Here is a 23,878-nt window from a genome sequence, read left to right on the forward strand (position 1 = left end):
CGTCAGCGACCCAGCATCCATTGTCCATCCGGCCAGAAGGCGTGAAAGGCGAAGGCAAAGAGCACGTCATGCGCCATGTCCGCGCCCGCAGCATTCCGCACCCGGACAGAGCCCACGTCCCGCCCGGCGCCGATGCGTTCGGTATCCAACGCCGAGGCCTGGCCCGGTTGCCAGTCGATCACCAGCCCGGCCTCGGCAATGCGGCTCTCGCGGGCAAGCCTGTCCATCGGCCAGGCGCGGTCGCCGACCCGGACGACGCGCATCAGGGCGGGGATGCCGTGCGGTGGCGGTTCCCCGGAATAGAGGAAGGGGCGGCTGGCGCTGTCGTAATTGCGATAGGGATTGCGGCCATAGGCCCGGTTCCAGCCCGGCTCGTCCATCACCAGCCCGTCAGGATGGCGGGCGCGGAACTGGTCCCAGCTTTCCATCCAGCTGGGCAGTTGGGACAGGCGCGTGCCGGTCAGCTCGCCGACGATAGCCTCTCCCAGCGCCTGTTGCCACCAGCTGTGGGTCTGTCGGTCATACATGACCATGTCGGAATGGCGCAGCTTGCCCGAGACGCCGAATTCCAGCACTCGCCCACGGGCACGGCGGTCGAAGACCAGGGCCGAGTTGCACAGCGGGCAGAAGGTGACGGCGACCGGCACCCCGCCGACCGTGTCGTTGACGATTTCGTGCCAGGTCAGGTAGCGCACCGGATAGGCGCGGGGGCGAGTGCCGGGCAGCGCCACGGTGATGACAGGCTCAGGACCTTCGATGCGGGTCTCGACGGTGGCTTCGATGAAAGCGGCGTCAGACAGGGCGGGGATGCCGTCCTTGGGTGGACCGCCCGACATTATCTCGACCCACGACTGGACGCTGGTTTTCGAGAAATCGGTTTCCGGCCATTCTTGTTTCCAGAAGGCCGGGTCCGCAGCAGGGGCGGTGGCACACAGGGCGGCCAGCAGAAGGGTGGTAAGACGCATGGCAATTCCTCCGTGACATCATGCTGCCGCAGGGCAGGGGCGCTGCACAGGGGCCACACGGGGTGTTGATGCCGTCACGCGGGCGGAAAGGGGAAGGGGGCTCTGCCCCCGCGGGCTGCCGGCGCGTCCCACGAGGTATTTGGAGTCTACAGAAGCCTTGGGCGGTCAGACGCGTTCCAGCATCGCCCGGTCGAAGATGCGGGTGGCGTAGGTGTCGAGATAGATCCGCAGCCAGGGTGTGAAATCCGAGGGGTTCTCGGCGATGCGGTCATAAAGCGCGCGCAGGGTCAGCCAGTCTGTCTGCATCACCTCGTCCGGGTCAGGGGCAAGCGCCAGGTTTTCCGGGGCCTCGGCGGTGAAGATGTCGACCACCTCGTGTTCGATCAGCCCGCCGCCGACATCGGCGCGGTATTCGACACGGTCGCGGTAGACGGGGGTCAGTCCCTCGATCCCCAGTTCCTCGGACAGGCGGCGGATGGCGCAGGTCAGGCTGTCCTCGTCCCATTCAGGATGTGTGCAGCAGGTGTTCGCCCAGAGGCCCGGCGTATGGTATTTGCCGAGCGCCCGCCGCTGGATCAGGATCCGGTCGCCGCAGGTGACGAAAACCGACACGGCCTTGTGCCGCAGGCCCCGTTTATGGGCCTCCAGCTTTTCGACCGGGGTCAGGGTGCCGTCCACCCAGGCGGGGATATGGATCGTCATACGTGTGTCTCTGCGACCAGGCCGGCCAGGTGGCGGATGTTCTTGAACCCGATCTTGATGTGGGCCAGTGGCCGCGCCTTGACCAGTTTCTTGTTCATATAGGCCTCGAAGGTCAGTCTTTGCACGTCGATATCGTGACACAGGCTGACAAAGCGTTCACGGCGCGAGTCGGAGCGGTAGTAGGCGTCCTGCATGCTCTGCAGCACGTTGAACACTGTCTTGTGCTCGCGCATGAACAGCTTGCGGGCGAGCGCGAGGTTGGTGATGCGGCCCGTGGCCAGCGTTGCCGCCGCAGCGGTGGCGGCGCAGCGGCCGCCCATCATGGCGTAGTAGATCCCCTCGCCCGACGAGGGTGCGACCACGCCCGCCGCGTCACCCGACAGCACCACGTCGCGCGCATTGTCCCAGAAACGCAGCGGTTTCAGCGGGATCGGCGCACCTTCCTTGCGGAGCGTCTCGCAGTGCGACAGGCCCGAGGCCTCGCGCAGGGCAGCGGTCGCGTCCTTGAGGTTCACGTCGCCGTGGAAGGTGCCCATGCCGACACTCGCCGTCTTGCCGTGGGGAAAGACCCAGCCGTAGAAATCCGGGCTGATCGCACCGTCATAGATCACGTCGCAGCGGGTCGGGTCGTAGCGGTCGTTCGCCTCGGGGGCGGCGATGATCTCGTGGTAGGCGAAGACCAGAGGGGTCTTGTCGCCGCCCGGGATCTCCTGTGCCGCGACGCGGGATTTCGCGCCGTCCGCGCCGATGATCAAGCGGGTTTCGAGACGCATTTCCTCGCCGCTGTCCTTGTCGCGGTAGACGACCCAGCGCTGTTTGCCGTCACGATCGATCCGCAGGAAGGTGCCGGTGAAACGAATGGCGCCGGCGGCCTCGGCCCGGTCGCGCAGGAACGGGTCGAAATCCTTGCGGTCGACCATGCCGACAAAGCCGTTCTCGATATGGATATCGACATGGCGGCCGGTGGGCGAGATCATCCGCGCCGTGTTGACCTTGGCGATCAGTTGTTCGTCGGGGATGTGGAAGTCCTGGATCAGGCGTGGCGGGATGGCGCCGCCGCAGGGCTTGATCCGGCCTTCGCGGTCCAGCAGGGCGACACGGTGGCCCGAGCGGGCCAGATCTTCGGCTGCGGTGGCGCCTGCGGGCCCTCCGCCCACGACGACGACTTCGAACATGGCTCTATTCTCCGGGTTGCAGGGCAGGGGTCAGCGGGGCGGGGCGCAACAGGCGCGCGGCCACCACTGCGGCGGCAAGGAAAAGGGCGGCCTCTATGCCGAAGACGGTGCCATAGGCCGCCTGGTCGGGCAGCACCGTGCGGGCGATGTCGAGCGTGCCGGTGGCGACGAGGCCCGCGAGGCCCGCAGCCACCGCCTGCGCCGCGCCGAAGACGCCCATGCGGGTGCCGGTGGCGCCGGAGCGTTCCGCGGCGAGCCGCATCATGGACCCGATCGCACCCACGACGAACAGACCGTTGCCAAGGCCAAGCGTGACGGTCGAGGGCACAAGGGCCGCTCCGGTGCCAAGCCCGATCAGCCCTGCGGCGGAAATCATGCAACCGATCACGGCCCAGCCGCGTAGTGTGCCGATGCGAAGGGTGGACAGCACGCCCGCGCCGATCATGCCCAGCAGGGCCGCGCCGTCCTTGCCGCCCGAGAGCTTTGTCGACTCGTCCGGGGTCAAGCCGTGGACATGGCCGGCGAAGGGCTCCAACACCAGTTCGGAGAGGTAGAAGGCAAGGATCGAGAGGAAGACGAAGCCGGTGAAGGCGCGGGCGGCGGGATCGTCCCAGGCCTCGCGCAAGCCGGCGCGCAAGGTCGGGCTGGCTGGTTCGGGCACCGGCTCCAGCCGCCGTTCGATGCCGATCACGGCCACCACCGTCAGCAGGAAGGCGATGGCGCAGACCACGGCGACGACGGCGATTAGTCGGTCCGGCGAGTAAGGCTCCAGCGCGATGCCGGTCCCGATAGAGCCCGCGATGGCCCCGGCGATCAGCATCAGCCAGGCCAGCGTGGCAGCCGCCCCCTTGCGGGCGTCACTGGCGGCTGTGGCGAGCAGGGCGAGGAACGATGTTCCCGCGGCGCCGATGCCAAGGCCGATGGCAACATAGGCACCGATCCAGGTGGCGATGGCCAGAACGGTCGATGTCTCGGCCAGGCGGATGCCCCAGGCGACGGTCAGCACGCCCAGTGCAACCAGGCCGATGCCCATCAGGATGAAGGGCGTGCGGCCCCCCTTGGCGTCCGACCGGTGGCCCCAGACGGGGCGGGACAACTGCACGCCGTAATGCAGGGCGACCAGCAGGCCGGGCAGCAGGGCGGGCAGGGCCAGTTCCACCGTCATCAGGCGGTTGAACAGGTTTACCGGCAGAGCCGACAGCCCGCCGATGGCGGCATTCGCGAGGCAGAGCCGCGCCAGCCCACCCCAGCCCAGCGTCATGCCAGCCCCCGCAGCGCGAAGGCGGCGATCATCATGCCGGAGATATACATCAGGACACCTGTCGCATTGTACCACGGCGCCTTGCCTTTCGGGTCGCGCAGCAGGACGGACATGGCCCAGACCTGCCCGATCCCCAGTGCCAGAACGGCGGCGGCGTGCATCGGGCGGTCCCAGCTGGCCAGGGCCATGACGACCAGCGCCTGCGGCACCAGCATCACCACGCAGGCGATCCTTGCCGCGAGTTCCGGCCCCAGCGTGACGGGAAGAGAGTTCACACCCATCTGCCGGTCGCCTTCCAGCGCCTTGAAATCGTTCAGTGTCATGATCCCGTGCGCGCCGATGCCATACAGCAGCGCGACGCCGATGATCTCGGGGCGCGGCAGGCTTTGCGCCAGCACCGCGGCGCCAGTGAACCAGGGCAGGGATTCATAGCTGAGACCCACCAGGCCCGGACCCCACCAGCCCGACCGCTTCAGCCGTACGGGTTCGGCGGAATAGGCCCAGGCGGCCAGCACGCCGACGCAGGTTGCGACGAAACCCCAGAGACCCAGGAAAGAGCCGACGATCAGCGACAGGACCGACATGGCCAGCGCGATCCACAGACCCCAGCGGCCCGGAATGCGACCCGAGGGGATCGGCCTGTCGGGTTCATTGATTGCGTCCACGTGGCGGTCGCACCAGTCATTGGCTGCCTGGCTCATCCCGCAGACGATGGGGCCGGCCAGGATCACGCCCAGCACTGCAAGCCCCCAGTGTTCGGCAAAGGACGTGCCCGACGACACCATCCCGCACAGATAGGCCCACATGGGCGGAAACCAAGTGACCGGCTTTATCAGCCGCAGCATCGCGGCCGGTTCCGGGGTGGTTCGCTGGTGTAAACTAATGCTGACAGTCATGTGTAAACTAGACAACAAAGGGTGAGTCGGCGCAAGAGGAACAAGCGCATCATGTCAACTTTTGTTGACAGTCTCGGACATGGTGCGGATCAGTGGTTCTATTCTTCGTCTTCGTCGCTGTCGCGGCTCAGAAGGCCGTATTTCCGCAGCTTGACGTAAAGCGACTGGCGAGACAGGCCCAGCATTTCGGCCGCGGCGACGCGGTTGTTGCGGGTCAGGTTGACGGCGGTCTCGATGCACATCTTCTCGACCACGTCAGTGGTCTCGGAGACGATTTCCTTGAGCGTGGCGGAGCCGACCAGTTCCATCACGTTCCGGTTCGATTCTTCGGCCGTCTGCATCGGCGATTTGCGGATGGCATCGACCCGGCTGGCGTCACGGATGACAAAACCCAGCTCGGGGTCGGCGCGGTTGTTCAGGTAGGTGACCGACATCTCGACCGCGGTCTTGGACCCGAACTCGTTCAGCAGTTTCGTCGAATACAGGCGCATCTGCCCGGCGCGGCGGGCATTCTCGATCAGCACCGACATGTCGATCTGACCGCGCCCAAGAAAATCAGCAAGGCTGCGACCCTTGACGTCGACAAGATGCGCCGCATCTACCAAGTCGAGGAAAGAGTCGTTGCAGGTCAGAATGGCGCCAGTAATCGAGGTAAAGACCATCGCGTCGGCGCCCTTGCGGAACAGTACGTCCAGATTGATCGTCAACTCGTCCGAATGCGTAGCGGCGGTGCTCTCGCCATCCATCCGGCAGATCAGCACGCGTTCGCCCGCGGCACGAAAGACGTTCGGCGTGATGACGATGCGGTTCTTGTTGCGTCGGGCCGTCACCTCGAACCCGCCGGCATTCTCGGAAATCGCGGTGTTCACCAGGCTTTCGATGAATTCCTCGCGGCGGCGGTCGCGGAATTCCTGCGAAAAGGCGCTGCCCACCAGATCCTCGCGCGTCGATCCCAGAAGGGACGCGGCCGGTTCGTTCAGATCCTTGATCTTGCCCTCGTTGACCGAGACAAAGGCTATCGCGTCGCGCACCGAGCGCAGCAGCAGGCGATAACGCGCGTCGAATTCGCGCCGCGCCTCGTAACCCTGCTCCAGCGACATCTGCGCCTGAACCAGTTGCTGCTGGGTCTCGGCCACCGGGCGCAGGTCGCGCCCCAGCATGATGAGCGCCTCGTTGTCACCGAAGGCGTGAAAGCTGTAGCGGACCGGGAATTCCCAGACAGCGTTGTCCGTGTGGTTCAGCTCGACGGATTTCGCGGAAACGCTGCCGTCCTTGAACTGGTCGAGCACGGCCTGAAACTTCGGTCGGCTCTCGACGGTGAGGAATTCCGCGATCTTGCGGCCTTCCCAATGGCTGAGATTGCCGAAACTGGTTTCGGTGTCGTTGACCAGGACCGACAGGATCGTTCCGTCCTTTGCGACCACAAGGGCGATGTCGGAGGCTGCCGAGATGAGGCTCGACAGGAAAGACGGCTCGATGACCGGCATCGACCCGCTCTCCCAAAAACTTGAACCTCCGCTGTTCATACTCGCGCCACGGACCTCGGTTTCAGCCTTTTGTTGTCACACAGGCGGAACGCTACTCGCACGTCGCTTGTTACCAGATCCACACCGGTCTTTTCCTTGATCCGGTCCGTCAGGTTCAGCACGATGCCGCCCAGAGCGATGGGAGGTGTCCCATTCATCTCGCCTCGGACCCGTTTAACCAACTTGGCGATGGTTGCAAGCGCATCCGTCCGCGAGCAGGAAAACATGATCAAATGATACGTTTCTTCTTTCAGCACACGCGCGATCGTATCCGGATCGGGGCCGAATAGAAGCCGGACCGAGGCGCCAAGCCGGCGCAGTTGCGCCGTGGCCACATGCGGACCCAACGTGTGACTGTCGCTCGATTGGAGGATCAGAAGCGTGTTCATCCCCTCGGCTGGCTCGATCGCGCGGGCCGACCAGGGCGGGGCCAGAAGCGTCAGCAACCCTTGCAGCCGCGCCGTCGCGATCGTCACCTTGGCAAAGCCGATCGCGTCGTCGACCCACATCAGGCCCAGTTCGCGCGCGGCTTCGGGAATGTAGATGTCGACGATCTGCTCGGGCGATACGCGCCGGTCCTTGAGGTCGTTCAGCAGCATTTCCGCGTTGAAGGTGCCGTCGCGCAAAGCCGATCCGACCAGCTTGCGCACCACCGAGGTGCGGATGGTCGAGTTGGCATCTTCGCTCTTGTCGCCGAGCGCCGAGAGGACGGCGGTCGCAAGTGCGGACATGTCCGTCCGCCCGTCATCCGCCGAAACCCGGTCGTCGTTGCTGTTGTCGGTCGTCATGGCGCCCCCTCGATGATCGCCGCTCGCATGGCTTGCGTGCTGTGTCCAGTGCAAGAGTCGAGTCATTGTCAGAGAGCGGTTTGCAAATGTCAAAGAAAATTGACACATTGGGCGGGCCGGCGGCATCACGTTTTGCCTGACCCAGCCTAAACACCCCTTTCTTATAAAGATTTTTTCCGGCAGGCGGCGTCGGTTCGTGCGGTTGATACTGTCAGACCTCGCGGCGACCCGTAGTGTAAGTTTTGATTGACACTTATTTTGCAGAAGCGCTACGATTTCTCCATGCCGATGATGGAATCGACGATGCAACGCCCCAAGACACCGGAATCCCGGCCGATTTTCCTTTACACGCCCGAACAGCGTGTGCGTCGGGACAGCACCGTCTGGACCCTGATCCAGGGGATTCTGGCGCCGTTGCAGTTCGCGGCTTTCCTCGTCTCGGTTGTCCTGGTGCTGCGTTATCTCGCCTGGGACATCGGATACGGCGCGGCCACCGCATCGATCCTGGTCAAGACCGGCTTTCTCTACGTCATCATGATCACCGGCGCGATCTGGGAAAAGGTCGTGTTCGGGCAATACCTGTTCGCGCCTGCCTTCTTCTGGGAGGACGTGTTCAGCTTTGTCGTGATCGCCCTGCACACCGCCTATGTCTGGGCGCTGATCACCGGCGCGCTGACGCCGCAGCAGGAGATGTGGCTCGCACTGGCGGCCTATGCCACCTACGTCGTCAACGCCGGACAGTTCCTGTGGAAGCTGCGCATGGCCCGCCTGCAACAAGAGGCGGCCAACGCCGCCATCGGCAAGGAGGCGCTGGCATGACCGAACGCTTTGCGCCCCCGCCTGCGCGCGGCTGCTCGACGACTCCGGTCCTCAAGGAACGCGGCCAGCACGAGGTATTCTGCGGTCTGACCGGGATCATCTGGCTGCACCGCAAGATGCAGGACGCCTTTTTCCTGGTCATCGGCTCGCGGACCTGCGCGCACCTGCTGCAATCGGCCGCGGGCGTGATGATCTTTGCCGAGCCGCGTTTCGCCACCGCCATCCTCGAGGAAACCGACCTGGCCGGTATGGCCGACGCGCAAAAGGAACTGGATCGCGTGGTGCACGAGCTGCTCGAGCGCCGCCCCGACATCCGCCAGCTGTTCCTTGTGGGCTCCTGCCCGTCCGAGGTCATCAAGCTGGACCTCGCCAATGCCGCCGAACGCATGAGCGCCGAATTCGCGCCGCGCGTCCGCGTGCTGTCCTATTCCGGCAGCGGGATCGAGACCACCTTTACGCAGGGCGAGGATGCCTGCCTTGCCGCGATGGTCCCGGTCCTGCCCGCCAGCGATGAACGTCAGCTGCTGCTGGTCGGCGCGCTGCCCGACGTGGTCGAGGAACAGGCCGTCGGCCTGCTCGAGGCGATGGGTGTCGGCCCGATCCGCGTGTTGCCCGCGCCGGTGCGCAACGCGGAATACGGCGTCGGCCCCAACACCGTGTACGCCCTGACCCAGCCCTTCCTGACCGATACGCACGAGGCGCTGTCGCGCCGTGGCGCGCGCCACCTGCCCGCCCCCTTCCCCTTTGGCGAAGAGGGCACGACCGCGTGGCTCTGGGCCGTCGCGCAGGAATTCGGTGTGGATGCGGAAACCTTTGCCAGGGTCACCGAAAAGCCCCGCGCCCGCGCCCGCAAGGCCATTGCCCAGGCATCCGAGAACCTCCGCGGCAAGTCGGTCTTTTTCTTCCCCGACAGCCAGCTGGAACTGCCGCTGGCGCGTTTCCTGACCCGCGAATGCGGGATGCACGCGATCGAGGTCGGCGCGCCCTTCATCCACCGGGCCGTCATGGGTCCGGAACTCGATCTGCTGGCCGAGGGGCCGGTCATAGCCGAGGGCCAGGATGTGGATCGCCAGCTGGACCGCGCGCGCGCCGCCCGGCCTGACCTTGTGGTTTGCGGCCTTGGCCTTGCCAATCCGCTGGAAGCCGAGGGCATGACGACCAAGTGGGCGATCGAGCTGGTCTTCACCCCGGTGCATTTCTACGAACAGGCCGGCGACTTGGCGGGTCTTTTCTCGCGCCCGTTGCGCCGCCGCGGTCTGCTCAAGCTGGAGGCCGCGGAATGAAGCTGACGGTCTGGACATACGAGGGGCCGCCGCATGTGGGGGCCATGCGCGTCGCCACGGCCATGAAGGGCCTGCACTACGTGTTGCACGCTCCTCAGGGCGACACCTATGCCGACCTGCTCTTCACCATGATCGAGCGGCGCAACCATCGCCCGCCGGTCACCTACACCACCTTCCAGGCGCGTGACCTGGGTTCCGACACGGCGGGCCTGTTCAAGACCGCCTGCATCGAGGCGCATGACCGCTACCAGCCCGAGGCGATGATCGTCGGCGCCTCCTGCACAGCCGAGCTGATCCAGGACGATCCCGGCGGCCTTGCCGAGACGCTTGGCCTGCCCGTGCCAGTCATCGCGCTGGAGTTGCCCAGCTACCAGCGGAAAGAGAATTTCGGCGCCGACGAGACCTTCTTCCAGATCGTCAAGGCGCTGGCCCGGCCGATGGAAAGGACGCCCAACGTGACGGCCAACCTGATCGGGCCGACCGCGCTGGGATTCCGCCACCGCGACGACATCACCGAGGTGACGCGGCTGCTGGCCGACATGGGCATCGGCGTGAACGTGGTCGCGCCCTACGGCGCTCGCCCGGCCTGCATCAAGGCGATGGGCGCGGCGCATTTCAACGTCCTGATGTATCCCGAGACCGCCGAGACCGCCGCCCGCTGGATGGAACGCGAACTGGGCCAGCCCTTTACGAAGGTGGTGCCGATCGGCGTCGGCGCAACCCGCGATTTCGTGGCCGAGGTCGCCGCGATCACCGGCCGCAACGTGATCCTCGACGAAAGCCGCCTGCGCCTGCCGTGGTATTCGGAAAGCGTCGACAGCACCTACCTGACCGGCAAGCGCGTCTTCCTGTTCGGCGACGGCACGCATGTCGCCGCCTGCGCCCGCATCGCCCGCGACGAGATGGGCTTCGAGGTGGTGGGCATGGGCTGCTACAACCGCGAGCAGGCCCGCACGATCCGCGCGCTGGCCAAGGATTTCGGCGTTGAGCCGCTGATCACCGACGATTATCTCGAGGTCGAGCGCCGGATCGAGGAACTGGCCCCCGAACTGATCCTGGGCACCCAGATGGAGCGCCATATCGGCAAGCGCCTGGGCATTCCCTGCGCCGTCATCAGCGCACCGGTCCATGTGCAGGACTTCCCAGCGCGCTATGCGCCGCAGATGGGGATCGAAGGCGCAAACGTGATCTTCGACACCTGGGTGCATCCGCTGGTCATGGGACTGGAAGAGCACCTGCTGACCATGTTCCGCGAGGATTTCGAATTCCACGACGAGGCCGGGGCCAGCCATCATGGCCACAAGGCCAAGCTGCGCGACATCGAACCCGCCGCCATCGATGCCGATACGGTTGCGCCGGATGGGGGCTCTGCCCCCGCGCCTTCGGCGCCCCCCCGCGGTATTTCGGAACCAGAGAAGCAGGGGACCTCCTCGATCGAGGTGGTCTGGCTGCCCTGTGCCGAGAAGGAGCTGAAGAAGATCCCGTTCTTCGTGCGCGGCAAGGCGCGCCGGAACACCGAGAATTACGCCTCGGAGCGGGGCGTGAACCGGATCAGCGTGGACACGCTTTACGAAGCGAAGGCCCATTATGCGCGATAGTTTCGAAGAGACCCGGGCGTACAACATCGCCATCATCACGCTGGACGCCCATGCCGCCGGTCCGGTGGCGCGCGCGAGCCTGCGTCTTGCGCAGGATTTCCCGGGTCTGTCGGTCACAGTCCATGCCGCCGCAACCTGGGCCGAGACTCCGTCCGCGCTGGCCGAGGCCAAGGCCGCCATCGCCCGCGCCGACATGATCGTGGCGAACCTGCTCTTCCTCGAGGAACACATCACCCCCATCATCGACGACCTGCGCGCTGCGCGCGACAAGGTCGATGGCATGATCGGGGTCATCGCCGACGCCGAGATCATCAAGCTGACCAAGCTGGGCAAGCTGGACATGTCCAAGCCGGCCTCGGGCCTGATGCAGATCCTGAAAAAGCTGCGCCCCAAGGCAGCTTCCTGCAAGGACAAGGGCGAGAAGCGCATGGCGCAACTGCGCCGCCTGCCCAAGCTGCTCAAGCTGATCCCGGGCAAGGCGCAGGATCTGCGGTCGTGGTTCCTGGTCATGCAATACTGGCTGGGCGGCTCGGACGAGAACATCGAGCAGATGGTGCGCTACCTGCTGGGCAAGTATGCGCGGAGCCGCGAGGAATGGCTGGGGGCCGAGGGCCGCGCGCCCGTCGAATACCCCGATGTCGCGCTCTATCACCCCGACCTGCCGCAGCGCATCACCGAGTCCGTCCGCGACATTCCCGGGCCCGCAAAGCCTGTGGCCACCGTGGGCCTGCTGATGATGCGGTCCTACGTGCTGGCGGGGGACACCGCGCATTACGACGCGGTGATCCGTGCCTTCGAGGCCAGGGGGATGCGGGTTCTGCCCGCCTTCGCCGGCGGCCTGGACGGGCGCCCGGCCATCGAACGCTTTTTCCGCAACGAACAGACGGTGCATGTCGATGCTCTGGTCTCTCTGACCGGGTTCAGCCTGGTGGGCGGCCCGGCCTACAACGATAACGCGGCGGCGATTTCGGTGCTGAAGGCGCTGGACGTGCCCTACCTGGCCGCGCATCCGCTGGAGTTCCAGACGCTGGCGCAATGGAGCGGGTCGGATCAGGGCCTGGGTCCGATCGAGACGACGATGCTGGTCGCGCTGCCGGAACTCGACGGCGCGATCTGCCCGACGGTCTTTGCCGGCCGGCACGGCGAGGAGGGCTGCGGGGGCTGCATGCATCGCTGCAAGGCGGGCGGTACCGACCGGGCCATGGCACCCTGCGTCGAACGCATCGACAGCTTGGCGGAAAAGGCGCTGCGCATGGCCTCGCTGCGGCGCAAGGCCAACGAGGACAAGACCGTGGCCATCGTGCTGTTCGGCTTTCCGCCGAATGCCGGCGCGGTCGGGACGGCGGCCTACCTGAGCGTGTTCGAGAGCCTGTTCAACACGCTGCACGCCATGAAGGCCGAGGGCTATGACCTGACGCCGCCGGACACGGTCGAGGCGTTGCGCCACGCGGTGCTGGAGGGCAACGCCCGGCAATATGGGCAGGAGGCCAATGTCGCCGCCCATGTCAGCGCGGACGAGATCGTGGCCAACACCCCGCCGCTGAAGGCGATCGAGGCGGTCTGGGGCCCGGCGCCGGGCAAGGTGCAGTCGGACGGGCGCGGCGTGTTCGTCCTGGGTGCGCGTTTCGGCAAGGTGTTCGTGGGCGTGCAGCCGACCTTCGGCTATGAAGGCGACCCGATGCGCCTGCTGTTCGAGCGTGGCTTTGCCCCGACCCATGCCTTCGCCCAGTTCTACCTGTGGCTCCGGAACAGCCTCAAGGCCGACGCGGTGCTGCATTTCGGCATGCACGGCGCGCTGGAATTCATGCCGGGCAAGCAGGCCGGCATGGGCGCGCGCGACTGGCCGGATCGCCTGATCGGCGAGATGCCGAACATCTATCTTTACGCGTCGAACAACCCGTCCGAGGCGTCGCTGGCCAAGCGCCGCTCGGGCGCGGTGACGATCACGCACCTGACGCCGCCGCTGGCGCAATCGGGGCTCTACAAGGGGTTGCAGGAACTCAAGGACAGCCTGACGCGCTGGCGCGAGGGCAACGCGGACGATCCCCAGCGTGACGAGTTGCGCGCGTTGATCGCCGAGCAGGCCGAGGCCGTCGACATGGGCGGCACCGATCCGGACGCGCTGTGGCTGAAGCTGCTGGAAACCGAGAATGCGCTGATCCCCGACGGGCTGCATGTGCTGGGCAAGGGGTTCTCCGATGCCGCGAGGGCAGATTACCTGTCGCTGATCGAAGGCGCCGATGCCGAGACAAAGGCACGGGTCGATGCCCTGCTGCGCCAGCAGGCCGAGATCCCGGCGCTGATGCGCGCGCTGTCCGCCCGCTATATCGAGCCGGTGCCGGGCGGCGACCTGATCCGGTCCACCGCCGTGCTGCCCACGGGGCGCAACATCCACGCCTTCGACCCGTTCCGCATGCCCACCGAATTCGCCTGCCGCGATGGCGCGAAACAGGCGCAACTGCTGCTGGAAACCCATGACACGCTGCCGCGCACCGTGGCGCTGGTGCTGTGGGGCTCGGACAATATCAAGAGTGACGGCGCGCCGCTGGCGCAGGCTCTCGCGCTGATCGGAGCCAAGCCGCGGTTCGACTCCTTTGGCCGCATCTCGGGCGCCGACCTGGTGCCGCTGGACCAGCTGGGCCGGCCGCGGATCGACGTGGTGATGACCCTGTCGGGCATCTTCCGCGACCTGCTGCCCTTGCAGACCCGGATGCTGGCCGAGGCGGCGCTGCGGGCGGCGACGGCGGACGAGCCGGTCGAGATGAACTTTGTCCGGGCGCATGCGCTGGCCTACATGGACGAACATGGCTGCGACATCGAGACGGCGGCGTTGCGGGTATTTTCCAACGCCGAGGGCGCCTATGGCTCGAACGTCAATGCGCTGGTGGATTCGAGCGCCTTTGGCGATGAGGATGAACTGGCCGATGCCTACGAGGCGCGAAAATCGTTTGCCTATGGCGTGAACGGCAAGGCCAGCGCCAATGCCAAGCTGCTGCAATCGCAGTTGAAGACGGTCGAGGTCGCCTATCAGAACCTCGAGTCGGTCGAGTTGGGCGTGACCACGGTGGACCATTACTTCGACACGCTGGGCGGCATTGCCCGCGCGGTGAAGCGGGCGCGCGGCGGCGACGAGGCGGCGATCTACATCTCCGACACCACGCGCGGAGCCGGCAAGGTGCGCACCCTGGCTGACCAGGTGGCGCTGGAAACTCGCTCGCGCAGCCTGAACCCCAAGTGGTTCGAGGGTATGCTCAAGCATGGCGCCGAGGGCGTGCGCCAGATCGAGGCGCAGGTCACGAACACGCTTGGCTGGTCGGCGACGACCGGCAAGGTCGAGCCCTGGGTCTATCAGCGCCTGTCCGAGACATTCGTGCTGGACCCCGAGATGCGGGCGCGCCTGGCAGAGCTGAACCCGACCGCGTCGAGCCGGATGGCGAACCGCCTGCTGGAGGCGCACGACCGGAATTACTGGCAACCCGATGCAGAAACGCTGGCCGCGCTCCAGGACGCGGCGGATGCGCTCGAGGATCGGCTGGAAGGGGTGGCGGCGGAATGACTGGCCGTCACGCATACGGATCGTTCGGACCGGGGCTCTGCCGTCGTCCATCGGGCTTGAACCGATGGCGCCACGACGGACGACCCCGGGATATTTTTGGCCAGAAGAAGCAGGGGACCTGTGCCCCTGCCGATTGGAGGATGGCATGAGCCCTCTCGACAGCAAGAACCCCCCTGCGGCCCGGGCCGCGATGCGAGAAGCAGCGGGGCTTGCGGCGCGCGGTGTGTCCGCGCCGCCGGTTCTGCGCGGACAGGATGGCGAGGGATCGGTGCAGGTGCACCAGGATGACGCGCTGAAGATCGAGGGGGCGCAGGTCTTTTCGGTCTACGGCAAGGGCGGGATCGGCAAGTCGACCACCTCGTCGAACCTGTCGGCGGCCTTTGCCAAACTGGGCAAGCGCGTGTTGCAGATCGGCTGCGACCCGAAACATGACAGCACCTTTACCCTGACCGGGCGGCTGCAACCGACGGTGATCGACATCCTGAAATCGGTCGATTTCCACGCCGAGGAACTGCGCCCCGAGGATTTCGTCACCGAAGGCTGGGGCGGTGTCAAATGCATCGAGGCGGGCGGCCCGCCCGCGGGCACCGGCTGTGGTGGCTATGTCGTGGGGCAGACGGTGAAGCTGCTGAAGCAGCATCACCTGCTGGACGACACCGATGTGGTGATCTTCGACGTGCTGGGCGATGTGGTCTGCGGCGGTTTCGCCGCGCCCTTGCAGCATGCCGACCGCGCGGTGATCGTCACCGCCAACGATTTCGACAGCATCTACGCGATGAACAGGATCGTCGCGGCGGTGCATGCCAAGTCGGCCAACTACAAGGTGCGGCTGGCCGGCTGCATCGCCAACCGGAGCCGCGAGACGAACGAGGTGGACCGGTTCTGCGAACGGACCGGCTTCAAGCGGATCGCGCACATGCCGGATTACGACGCGATCCGGCGGTCGCGCCTGAAGAAGAAGACATTGTTCGATATGCCGGACGAGGACGACATCGTCGCCGCCCGCGCCGAATACATCCGCCTGGCGGAAACCCTGTGGAGCGGCACCGAGCCGCTGATGCCGCAGCCGCTGGAAGACCGGGACATCTTTGAATTGCTGGGGTTCGATTGATGTTGGACCGTGCGCCCATCGAGACCGCGCGCAACTATGACGCGACGCGCAACCGGGTGGAACACTATTTCGACCGGACGGCGACGCGCGTCTGGGAGCGGCTGACCTCGGATGCGCCGGTGTCGCGCATCCGCGAGACGGTGCGCCAGGGGCGCGATCGGATGCGGGCGCTGATGCTGTCGGCGCTGCCCGCCGACCTGAGAGGCGCGCGCATCCTTGACGCCGGTTGCGGCGCCGGGCCCACCACGATCGAACTGGCCGAGCGCGGCGCCGACGTGATGGCTGTCGACATCTCTCCGAGCCTCGTCGGGATCGCCGAGCGGCGCCTGCCGGATCACCTGCGCGACCGCGTGACATTCGCCAGCGGCGACATGCTGTCGGCGCAACTGGGCCATTTCGACCATGTGATCGCGATGGACAGCCTGATCTACTACACGGAAACCGATATCCGCGAGGCGCTGGATGCTCTGGGCGCGCGCACCTGCGGGTCGGTCGTGTTCACGGTCGCGCCGCGCACACCGCTGCTGATGACGATGTGGTATGCGGGCAAGGCCTTTCCCCGGTCGGACCGGTCGCCGGTCATGATTCCGCACGGCCCGGCGCGGCTGGCTCAGGCGGTTCGGGATGTCGGAAAGATCCGCGATCTTGGCCGCGTGACCAGCGGGTTCTACATCTCGCAGGCGCTGGAGTTCCGGGCATGATCGTCAGCCGCGCCCAGATTGCACGGGTTTCGGGGCGGCTGCTGCCGTTCTCGGATGCGGCGTCGGACGACCTGCCGTTGAAGCAACTGCTGCGCCTGGCGCTGTTCCAGGTGTCGGTGGGCATGGCGGGCGTCATGCTGTTGGGCACGCTGAACCGCGTGATGATCGTCGAGCTTTCGGTGCCCGCCACGCTGGTCGCCATCATGATTGCGCTGCCGGTTCTGATCGCGCCGTTCCGCGCGTTGCTGGGCTTCAAATCGGACAACCACCGGTCCGCCATCGGGTGGAAGCGTATTCCCTATCTCTGGTTCGGCACGCTCTGGCAGATGGGCGGCCTTGCCATCATGCCGTCCTGCCTGCTGGTTTTGGGCGGCGATGTCACCCACGAGGTGCCCTTTGCCGGTGAGGTTCTGGCGGCGCTGGCCTTCATCATGACGGGCCTCGGCATGCACATGACCCAGACCGCGGGCCTGGCGCTGGCCGCCGACCGCGCGACAGAGGAAACGCGGCCGCGGGTTGTTGCGCTGCTTTACGTGATGTTCCTGATCGGCATGGGTCTGTCGGCCATCGTGATCGGCTGGCTGCTGCGCGACTTCTCTGGCCTTCTGCTGATCCAGGTGGTGCAGGGCACGGCGGTCGTGACCGTGGTGCTGAACGTGACCGCGCTGTGGCGGCAAGAGCGCGTGCGCCCGATGACCAAGGAAGAGCGTGAGGCGCCGCCGCCGTCCTTCCGCGAGGCCTGGGCCGACCTGACCCGTGGCGGCACGGCGGGTCGGCTGCTGGCGGTGGTGTTCCTCGGCACGATGGCCTTCAACATGCAGGACGTTCTGCTGGAGCCTTATGGCGGGCAGATCCTAGGCCTGTCGGTCTCGGCCACCACGCTGCTGACGGCGGGCTGGGCGGCGGGTGCGCTGACGGGTTTCGCGCTGGCGGCGCGCTGGCTGAAATCCGGGCTCAGCCCCTATCGCATGGCGGGCCGTGGCCTGCTGGCGGGGGTCGCGGCCTTCAGCGCGGTGATCTTTGCCTCGCCGTTGGACTCGACCACGATCTTCTTTGCCGGCGCCATCCTGATCGGTTTTGGCGGCGGGCTGTTCGCGGTCTCGACCCTGACGGCGGCGATGACCATGCCGGATACCGACAAGGCCGGAAAGGGCCTGGCGCTGGGCGCCTGGGGCGCGGCGCAGGCCACGGCAGCGGGCCTGTCGACCCTGATCGGCGGCGGCCTGCGCGACGGCGTCAACCAGGTCGCCCTTTCGGGCGCCTGGGGCGAGGCGCTGAACGATCCCGCCACCGGCTACTCCGTCGTCTACCATACCGAGATCGGGCTGCTGTTCGTGACGCTTGTCGCGCTGGGTCCGCTCCTGTCCCGCACACGCCAAACAACCACGAAACCGACAGGGCTGGGCCTTGCCGATTTCCCCACCTGACCAAGGCCCAACACGGAGGATAGACCCATGGTCGAAGACTACATCATAGGAAACCTGGACCTGGCGAGTATCTCGCTCTGGCTTTTCTTCTTCTTCTTCGTCGGCCTCGTGATCTGGATCCAGCGCGAGAACCAGCGCGAGGGCTATCCCCTGATGGACGAGGACGGCACGCAGGCCGATGCCGGGGGCGTGTTCCCCGTCCCGTCCGACAAGACCTTCAAGCTGCCGCATGGCCGGGGTGAATACACCGTGCCGTCGGGCCAGACCCCCGAGCGCGGCGATATCGACAGCCTGCTCGAGGCGACGAATGGCGCCGGTGGGTTTCCCTATGTGCCAAAGGGCGATCCGCTGGCCTCGGGCGTGGGCCCCGCAAGCTGGGCGCCGCGCCGGGACGAGCCGGAACTGGACGGCAAGGGCCACCCCAAGATCGTGCCGATGTCCAAGCTGGACAGCTTCTCGGTCGCGGCGGGGCGTGATCCGCGCGGGCTGCCGGTGGTGGCCGCGGACGGCGCCATCGTGGGCATGGTCAGCGACATGTGGGTGGACGAGCCGGAACAGATGGTCCGCTACCTCGAATACACGCTGGACGGCGAATACGGCGCGGGCTCGCGCCTGGTGCCGCTGACGCTGGCGCGCATCCTGCGCGACCGCGTCCAGGTCCACTCGCTCTATGGCAAGCACTTTGCCGGCGTACCGACGATCAAGGCGCCGACGCAGGTGACCAAGCTCGAGGAAGAGAAGATCTCTGCCTACTACGGCGGCGGCAAGCTTTATGCCGACGAGTCCCGGCTGGAGCCGCAGCTGGGCTGATGACGACCCGGGGCGCGGCGGACGATCCTGCCCGCCGCCCCTTCACGAAAGAATCGGGGGGTAACCGATGAGCCATGACGATTTCGCAACCGAACCGGTCCCGGGCCTGCCGGAGCTGCCGCCCGAGGGTGAGCACATTCTCTGGCAGGGACGCCCCGACTGGTGGCGGCTGTCCTGGGAGGCGCTAAGCCTGCCCTGGGTTGCCGGATACTTCATCTTCCTCGCGCTCTGGCGCCTTGTTTCGGTGATCGACCTGATGCCGCTGGGCCAGGCGATCGGCGCGGCGCTGCCCTTCCTGGTCCTTGGCGGCATCGTCATCGCCGCGCTGATGCTGGTGGGCTACATCCAGGCGCGCACGACGCTGTATACCGTCACCAACCGGCGCATCGCCATGCGGATCGGCGCGGCGCTGACCGTGACGTTGAACCTGCCTTACACGCAGGTGTCGAACGCGGCACTGTCGCTGCGCAAGGGTGGCACGGGAACGATCGCGCTCGAGGCGTCGGGCAAGCTGCCGCTGGGCTATGCGATGTGCTGGCCGCATGTGCGGCCCTGGCACATCCTCAGCCCGCAACCGGCGCTGCGCTGCATCCCCGAGGCCGAGAAGGTCGCGCGCATGATCGCGGACTCGGCCGAGGCGCGCGTGTCGATGCCGCAGGTCGTGCGGCGCCAGCCGGGCATCGCCCCGGTCGCGGCGGAGTGAGGGCGATGGAACAGACGAAACCCCGCATCTACGTTGCCTCCGACAGGGACGTTGTTCCCCGCCGCATGGTGCGTGCGATGTTCGGGCTGGTGATGCTGTGCCTGATCCTGGTCAGCGCCCATGTCTGGACTGGCCAGCCTGTCAACTCGGCCCCGCCGGAAAGCCCGGTCAAGGCCGAGCGAGTCATCCACCTGACCGGCGCGATGTCGGGCGCCGCAACAGTGCGTGCCGAGGACGGCACGCTGATCGTCGAGCTGTCCCCCGAAGAGGGCGGGTTCCTGTCGGGCATCTGGCGGGTTCTGCAACGTGAAAGAACGAAGGCGCGGGTCGCGCTGGACGGACCCGTCATCGTCCGCGCCTTCGAAAACGGCCGCATGGCCATCACCGATCCCAGCACCGGATGGAGCGCGGATCTCATGGGCTTCGGCCAGGACAACGCGGCAGCCTTCGCCAAGCTGCTGCTCGATTGATGGGAGAAAAGATATGGGACTGCTGACACGCGAGATCGAGAAGGTGCCCTGCACCGTCGAGATCAGCCACAAGTTCGAAAGCCTGCATGCGCATGTGCGCTTCAACGACGGATCGGTCATCTATCCAGGTGACGAGGTCAAGGTGCAGGGCCCCGAGATCATGGCGCCTTTCGGCGAGATCGTGATCGAGGACCGCGAGGCGGTGATCGTCCGCGCATCCAAGCTGGAACGCCTCTGGACCCGCCTGACCGGCGATCTCGAGGTGATGGAGCTGTGTGAATTCTCGTTCTCCGAGGAGGTGACGCTATGAACGCCCCGACCATGCCCAAGCACACCGCGGATGCCACCACCGTCGAGGAAGGCCTGGCCATCCAGGAGGAACAGGCCAAGCTGGACAGCAAGTTCGCCACCGACGTGGCGATGCAGAACACGCTGCTGACCCCGCGCTTCTACACCACCGATTTCGACGAGATGGACGCGATCGATGTTTCCTCGGTCCGCAAGGACTGGGACGAGTTGATCGACGAGATGGAAGCGGACCCGAACAAGGGCCATTTCCGTAAGAACGAGGACTGGGACCATGTCGACTGGGACAACATGGAGCCGGGCCTGCGGAAGGAATTCATCGATTTCCTGATTTCCTCCTGCACCGCCGAATTCTCGGGCTGCGTCCTCTACAAGGAGATGAAGCGGCGCGGCAAGAACGGTGACATCGTGCAGCTGTTCCAGTTGATGGCGCGGGACGAGGCACGGCATGCCGGTTTCATCAACGACGCGCTGCGCGAAGCGGGTGTGGCGGTGAACCTGGGCTTCCTGACGCAGAAGAAGAAATACACCTACTTCCGGCCTAAGTTCATCTACTACGCCACCTACCTGTCGGAAAAGATCGGCTACGCCCGCTACATCACGATCTTCCGCCACCTTCAGGCGAACCCGGATCACCGGTTCCACCCGATCTTCAAGTGGTTCGAGGAATGGTGCAACGATGAGTTCCGCCACGGCGAGGCATTCGCCCTGCTGATGAAGACCGACCCCAAGCTGACCAGCGGTGTGAACGTGTTCTGGATCAAGTTCTTCCTGACCGCGGTCTACGCCACGATGTATGTCCGCGACCACCAGCGGCCGGCCTTCCACGAGGCGCTGGGCGTCGATCCGGACTGGTATGCGCACGAGGTCTATACAAAGACCAGCAAGCTGTCCGAGCAGATATTCCCGATCACGCTGGATATCGACCATCCGCGCTGGCAGACGAACCTGGAACGGCTACAGCGCGCCAACGTGCAGATCGACGCGGCCAAGAAGCGCGGCGGGGTCGGCGGAAAGCTGAGCCAGATGGCGGGGTCCGCCAAGGCCGCGCTTGCCTTTGTCTCGCTCTACACGATCCCGGCGAAGAAGCATGCGGTGCCGGTCAGCACTCGTCTGCAGCCGGCCTACTGACGATACCGGCGGGACCGGGGGCCAGCCCCCGGACCCCCGGAGTTTACCTGGCAAGATGAAGGACAAGACGTGCTGAACGACCCCTGGATCGCCGCCCTCGTGGCCCTGTTTCTCTGGTGGTTTTCCACCGGGGCGATCCTTGTGGCGGTGCGCATCGCCGACCGGCGCGGGTTGCGGGCCGGTCACATGGCGACTGTCGCGGCGCTGCCGATGCTGGGCCTTGGCGTCTGGGGAATCGCGGCTACGGCGGACCACGCCACGCCCGGCGCGGTCTACCACGCCTTCCTGTCGGCGCTGGCGATCTGGGGCTGGATCGAGATGGCATTCCTGACCGGCACGATTACCGGGCCGAACCGCATGGTCTTGCGGCGCGGCGTGGCGGAATGGGAACGCTTCATCCGGGCCTGGGGCACCATCGCCTACCACGAGATCCTGCTGACGGGCGCGACCATCGCGCTGGGCCTGTTCCTGTGGGACGCTGCAAATCCCTTCGGCTTCCTGACCTTCGCGCTGCTGTTCGCGGCGCGGGTGTCGGCCAAGCTGAACCTGTTCCTTGGCGTGCCGAAGATCAACACCGAATTCTTGCCGGCTGCGCTGGCGCATCTGCCCAGCCATTTCCGCCACGCCCGGCTGAACTGGCTGTTTCCGATTTCGATCACCGGGTTGACCCTGGCGGTCGGTTGCTGGCTGGCGCTGGTTGCCACCAGCGAACACCTGTCCGGCACGATCGGCTTTTCGCTTCTGTCGGCGATGACGGCCCTTGCTCTGCTCGAGCACTGGTTCATGGTCCTGCCCTTGCCGGACGAGAAACTCTGGCGCTGGATGTTGCCCGCGCCCAAACCTGAAATGACAAAGACGACGACGGAGGACGCTCATGGACTTTGACAAACTGTTCAACGCCCAGCTCGATGCCCTGAAGAAAGAGGGTAATTACCGCATCTTCGCAGAGCTGGAGCGGCAGGCAGGCGCCTTTCCCAAGGCACGCAGCCATGACGCGGATTGCCCCGAGCAGGTAACGGTCTGGTGTTCCAACGACTATCTCGGCATGGGCCAGCACCCCAAGGTGATCGCGGCCATGCAGGAGGCGGTGGCGCGCTGCGGCTGCGGCGCCGGCGGAACGCGCAACATCAGCGGCACCAACCACCAGCACAAGTTGCTGGAGGCGGAACTGGCCGACCTGCACCACAAGGAGGCGGCGTTGCTGTTCACCAGCGGCTATGTCTCGAACTGGGCGGCGCTGTCGACGCTTGGCTCGCGCCTGCCCGACGCGGTGATCCTGTCGGATGCGCTGAACCATGCCAGCATGATCGAGGGCATCCGCCACGCGCGCTGCAACAAGGTGATCTGGAAGCACAACGACCCCGAGGACCTGGACCGCAAGCTGGCGGCGCTGCCCAGCAATACGACCAAGATCGTGGCGTTCGAATCCGTCTACTCGATGGATGGCGACGTCTGCCCGATGCAGGAGATCGTCGAGGTCGCCGAAAAGCACGGCGCGATGACCTATCTCGACGAGGTGCACGCGGTCGGCATGTATGGCCCGCGCGGTGGCGGCCTGTCCGAAGAGCTGGGGCTGGCGGACCGGATCACGCTGATCGAGGGCACGCTGGGCAAGGCGTTCGGCGTGGTAGGCGGCTATGTCACCGGTTCCGAGGCGCTGTGCGATTTCATCCGGTCCTTCGCGTCTGGCTTCATCTTTACCACGGCGCTGCCGCCGGCGGTCGCGGCGGCGGCCCAGACCTCGATCGCGCATCTCAAGACCTCGGATGTCGAGCGCAAGCGCCAGAAGGAGCAGGTCGCCAAGCTGCGCAGGCGGCTGACGCAGATCGGCATCCCGCACCTGGACAATCCCAGCCACATCATTCCGGTGATGGTGAAGGATCCGGTGAAATGCCGCCAGCTGGCCGACATCCTGATGCAGGATTACGGGATATACGTGCAGCCGATCAACTATCCCACGGTGCCCAAGGGGACGGAGCGGCTGCGTTTCACCCCTGGCCCGCTGCACAGCGATGCCGATATCGACCACCTCGTTATGGCGCTGACAACGCTGTGGAAGCGCTGCGCCGTCGCCCATGCCGTCGCCTAGCGCTTTGGTCGCGGTCTGTTGAGACGGCCCTTGTTGACAAGGGCCGTGCTGCGCTACGTAGTGGCCCGGGAGACGTTCAAAGGGAGTCTATCCATGAAACTCAAGATTGCAGCGGCCCTCGCGGTTGCTTCGCTGGCCACCACCGCCGTCGCCGAAAGCCATGCTGGCAGCGGCGATGTCGCGGCAGGCGAGAAGGAATTTAACAAGTGCAAGTCGTGCCACATGATCGTGGCCGATGACGGCACCGAGATCGTCAAGGGCGGTCGTACCGGCCCGAACCTCTATGGCATCATTGGCCGCAAGGCCGGCAGCGTCGAGGGCTTCAACTACGGCGACTCTCTGGTCGCGGCGGGCGAAAAGGGCCTGGTCTGGGACGAGGCGAGCTTTGTCGCTTACGTGCAGGACCCGGCGGCCTTCCTGAAGGAATACACCGGCGATTCCGGTGCACGGTCGAAGATGTCGTTCAAGCTGCGCAAGGGCATGGAAGACGTCTATTCCTACCTCGTGTCGGTCGGCCCGCAGAGCTGATCACTGGGCATCGGCAATACAAAAGGCGCACCC

At 65.8% G+C, this 23,878-nt stretch carries 22 protein-coding genes; 15 read left to right on the forward strand and 7 right to left on the reverse strand.

The window, feature by feature from the left end:
• Window positions 1–2: 2 nt before the first annotated feature.
• The 7 genes from KB874_RS05665 to KB874_RS05695 all read right to left on the reverse strand — a co-directional run bounded on the left by KB874_RS05665 (window position 3) and on the right by KB874_RS05695 (window position 7,313).
• Window positions 3–965: a DUF3179 domain-containing protein gene (locus KB874_RS05665; protein ID WP_212535584.1), complete on the reverse strand. Its 963-nt coding sequence runs from the start codon at window positions 963–965 to the stop codon at window positions 3–5.
• A gap of 165 nt (window positions 966–1,130) precedes the next feature.
• On the reverse strand, window positions 1,131–1,667 hold the full coding sequence (idi, locus tag KB874_RS05670) for an isopentenyl-diphosphate Delta-isomerase (RefSeq protein ID WP_212535585.1): 537 nt from the start codon (window positions 1,665–1,667) through the stop codon (window positions 1,131–1,133).
• Window positions 1,664–2,842, reverse strand: a complete 1,179-nt coding sequence (locus KB874_RS05675; RefSeq protein ID WP_212535586.1) for a geranylgeranyl diphosphate reductase — start codon at window positions 2,840–2,842, stop codon at window positions 1,664–1,666. Before KB874_RS05675 ends, idi begins: the two co-directional genes overlap by 4 nt.
• Window positions 2,843–2,846: 4 nt before the next feature.
• The gene (locus tag KB874_RS05680; protein WP_212535587.1) at window positions 2,847–4,103 is read right to left on the reverse strand and encodes an MFS transporter; all 1,257 of its coding nucleotides are present in this window, start codon (window positions 4,101–4,103) and stop codon (window positions 2,847–2,849) included.
• Window positions 4,100–4,999, reverse strand: coding sequence for a chlorophyll synthase ChlG (chlG, locus tag KB874_RS05685; RefSeq protein WP_212535588.1), 900 nt, complete (start codon window positions 4,997–4,999; stop codon window positions 4,100–4,102). Before chlG ends, KB874_RS05680 begins: the two co-directional genes overlap by 4 nt.
• 98 nt (window positions 5,000–5,097) lie before the next feature.
• A complete protein-coding gene (gene ppsR, locus KB874_RS05690; RefSeq protein ID WP_249200286.1) occupies window positions 5,098–6,486 on the reverse strand; it encodes a transcriptional regulator PpsR in 1,389 nt (462 codons plus the stop codon).
• A 35-nt stretch (window positions 6,487–6,521) separates the two neighbouring features.
• Window positions 6,522–7,313: a cobalamin B12-binding domain-containing protein gene (locus KB874_RS05695; protein WP_212535590.1), complete on the reverse strand. Its 792-nt coding sequence runs from the start codon at window positions 7,311–7,313 to the stop codon at window positions 6,522–6,524.
• A gap of 303 nt (window positions 7,314–7,616) precedes the next feature.
• Between KB874_RS05695 and bchF the strand changes: the two genes are divergently transcribed.
• The 15 genes from bchF (at window position 7,617) to KB874_RS05770 (ending at window position 23,845) form a co-directional block, all read left to right on the forward strand.
• Window positions 7,617–8,132, forward strand: a complete 516-nt coding sequence (gene bchF, locus KB874_RS05700) for a 2-vinyl bacteriochlorophyllide hydratase (RefSeq protein WP_428849230.1) — start codon at window positions 7,617–7,619, stop codon at window positions 8,130–8,132.
• Complete coding sequence (locus KB874_RS05705; RefSeq protein ID WP_212535591.1) at window positions 8,129–9,415, forward strand: ferredoxin:protochlorophyllide reductase (ATP-dependent) subunit N; 1,287 nt, start codon at window positions 8,129–8,131, stop codon at window positions 9,413–9,415. Before bchF ends, KB874_RS05705 begins: the two co-directional genes overlap by 4 nt.
• Entirely contained in the window at window positions 9,412–11,013 is a 1,602-nt protein-coding gene (bchB, locus tag KB874_RS05710) for a ferredoxin:protochlorophyllide reductase (ATP-dependent) subunit B (RefSeq protein WP_212535592.1), read from the forward strand. Before KB874_RS05705 ends, bchB begins: the two co-directional genes overlap by 4 nt.
• On the forward strand, window positions 11,003–14,569 hold the full coding sequence (locus KB874_RS05715; RefSeq protein WP_212535593.1) for a magnesium chelatase subunit H: 3,567 nt from the start codon (window positions 11,003–11,005) through the stop codon (window positions 14,567–14,569). The genes bchB and KB874_RS05715 overlap by 11 nt, the downstream gene beginning before the upstream one ends.
• 190 nt (window positions 14,570–14,759) lie before the next feature.
• Complete coding sequence (bchL, locus tag KB874_RS05720) at window positions 14,760–15,680, forward strand: ferredoxin:protochlorophyllide reductase (ATP-dependent) iron-sulfur ATP-binding protein (protein ID WP_212535856.1); 921 nt, start codon at window positions 14,760–14,762, stop codon at window positions 15,678–15,680.
• On the forward strand, window positions 15,680–16,381 hold the full coding sequence (gene bchM / locus KB874_RS05725) for a magnesium protoporphyrin IX methyltransferase (protein ID WP_212535594.1): 702 nt from the start codon (window positions 15,680–15,682) through the stop codon (window positions 16,379–16,381). The genes bchL and bchM overlap by 1 nt, the downstream gene beginning before the upstream one ends.
• Window positions 16,378–17,808: a PucC family protein gene (locus tag KB874_RS05730; RefSeq protein ID WP_212535595.1), complete on the forward strand. Its 1,431-nt coding sequence runs from the start codon at window positions 16,378–16,380 to the stop codon at window positions 17,806–17,808. The genes bchM and KB874_RS05730 overlap by 4 nt, the downstream gene beginning before the upstream one ends.
• A gap of 27 nt (window positions 17,809–17,835) precedes the next feature.
• The gene (puhA, locus tag KB874_RS05735; RefSeq protein ID WP_212535596.1) at window positions 17,836–18,618 is read left to right on the forward strand and encodes a photosynthetic reaction center subunit H; all 783 of its coding nucleotides are present in this window, start codon (window positions 17,836–17,838) and stop codon (window positions 18,616–18,618) included.
• Between the two features lie 67 nt (window positions 18,619–18,685).
• Complete coding sequence (gene puhB / locus KB874_RS05740; RefSeq protein ID WP_212535597.1) at window positions 18,686–19,321, forward strand: photosynthetic complex putative assembly protein PuhB; 636 nt, start codon at window positions 18,686–18,688, stop codon at window positions 19,319–19,321.
• 5 nt (window positions 19,322–19,326) lie between these two features.
• Complete coding sequence (gene puhC / locus KB874_RS05745; protein ID WP_212535598.1) at window positions 19,327–19,791, forward strand: photosynthetic complex assembly protein PuhC; 465 nt, start codon at window positions 19,327–19,329, stop codon at window positions 19,789–19,791.
• Window positions 19,792–19,804: 13 nt separating this feature from the next.
• Entirely contained in the window at window positions 19,805–20,101 is a 297-nt protein-coding gene (locus KB874_RS05750; protein ID WP_212535599.1) for a hypothetical protein, read from the forward strand.
• Window positions 20,098–21,228, forward strand: a complete 1,131-nt coding sequence (acsF, locus tag KB874_RS05755) for a magnesium-protoporphyrin IX monomethyl ester (oxidative) cyclase (RefSeq protein ID WP_212535600.1) — start codon at window positions 20,098–20,100, stop codon at window positions 21,226–21,228. The genes KB874_RS05750 and acsF overlap by 4 nt, the downstream gene beginning before the upstream one ends.
• Window positions 21,229–21,300: 72 nt before the next feature.
• The gene (gene puhE / locus KB874_RS05760; RefSeq protein WP_249200316.1) at window positions 21,301–22,113 is read left to right on the forward strand and encodes a putative photosynthetic complex assembly protein PuhE; all 813 of its coding nucleotides are present in this window, start codon (window positions 21,301–21,303) and stop codon (window positions 22,111–22,113) included.
• Window positions 22,103–23,317, forward strand: a complete 1,215-nt coding sequence (hemA, locus tag KB874_RS05765) for a 5-aminolevulinate synthase (protein WP_212535602.1) — start codon at window positions 22,103–22,105, stop codon at window positions 23,315–23,317. Before puhE ends, hemA begins: the two co-directional genes overlap by 11 nt.
• Before the next feature lie 93 nt (window positions 23,318–23,410).
• Complete coding sequence (locus tag KB874_RS05770; protein WP_212535603.1) at window positions 23,411–23,845, forward strand: c-type cytochrome; 435 nt, start codon at window positions 23,411–23,413, stop codon at window positions 23,843–23,845.
• Window positions 23,846–23,878: the final 33 nt, after the last annotated feature.

This window comes from Thetidibacter halocola (assembly GCF_018224955.1).
GTDB classification, from domain to species: domain Bacteria; phylum Pseudomonadota; class Alphaproteobacteria; order Rhodobacterales; family Rhodobacteraceae; genus Thetidibacter; species Thetidibacter halocola.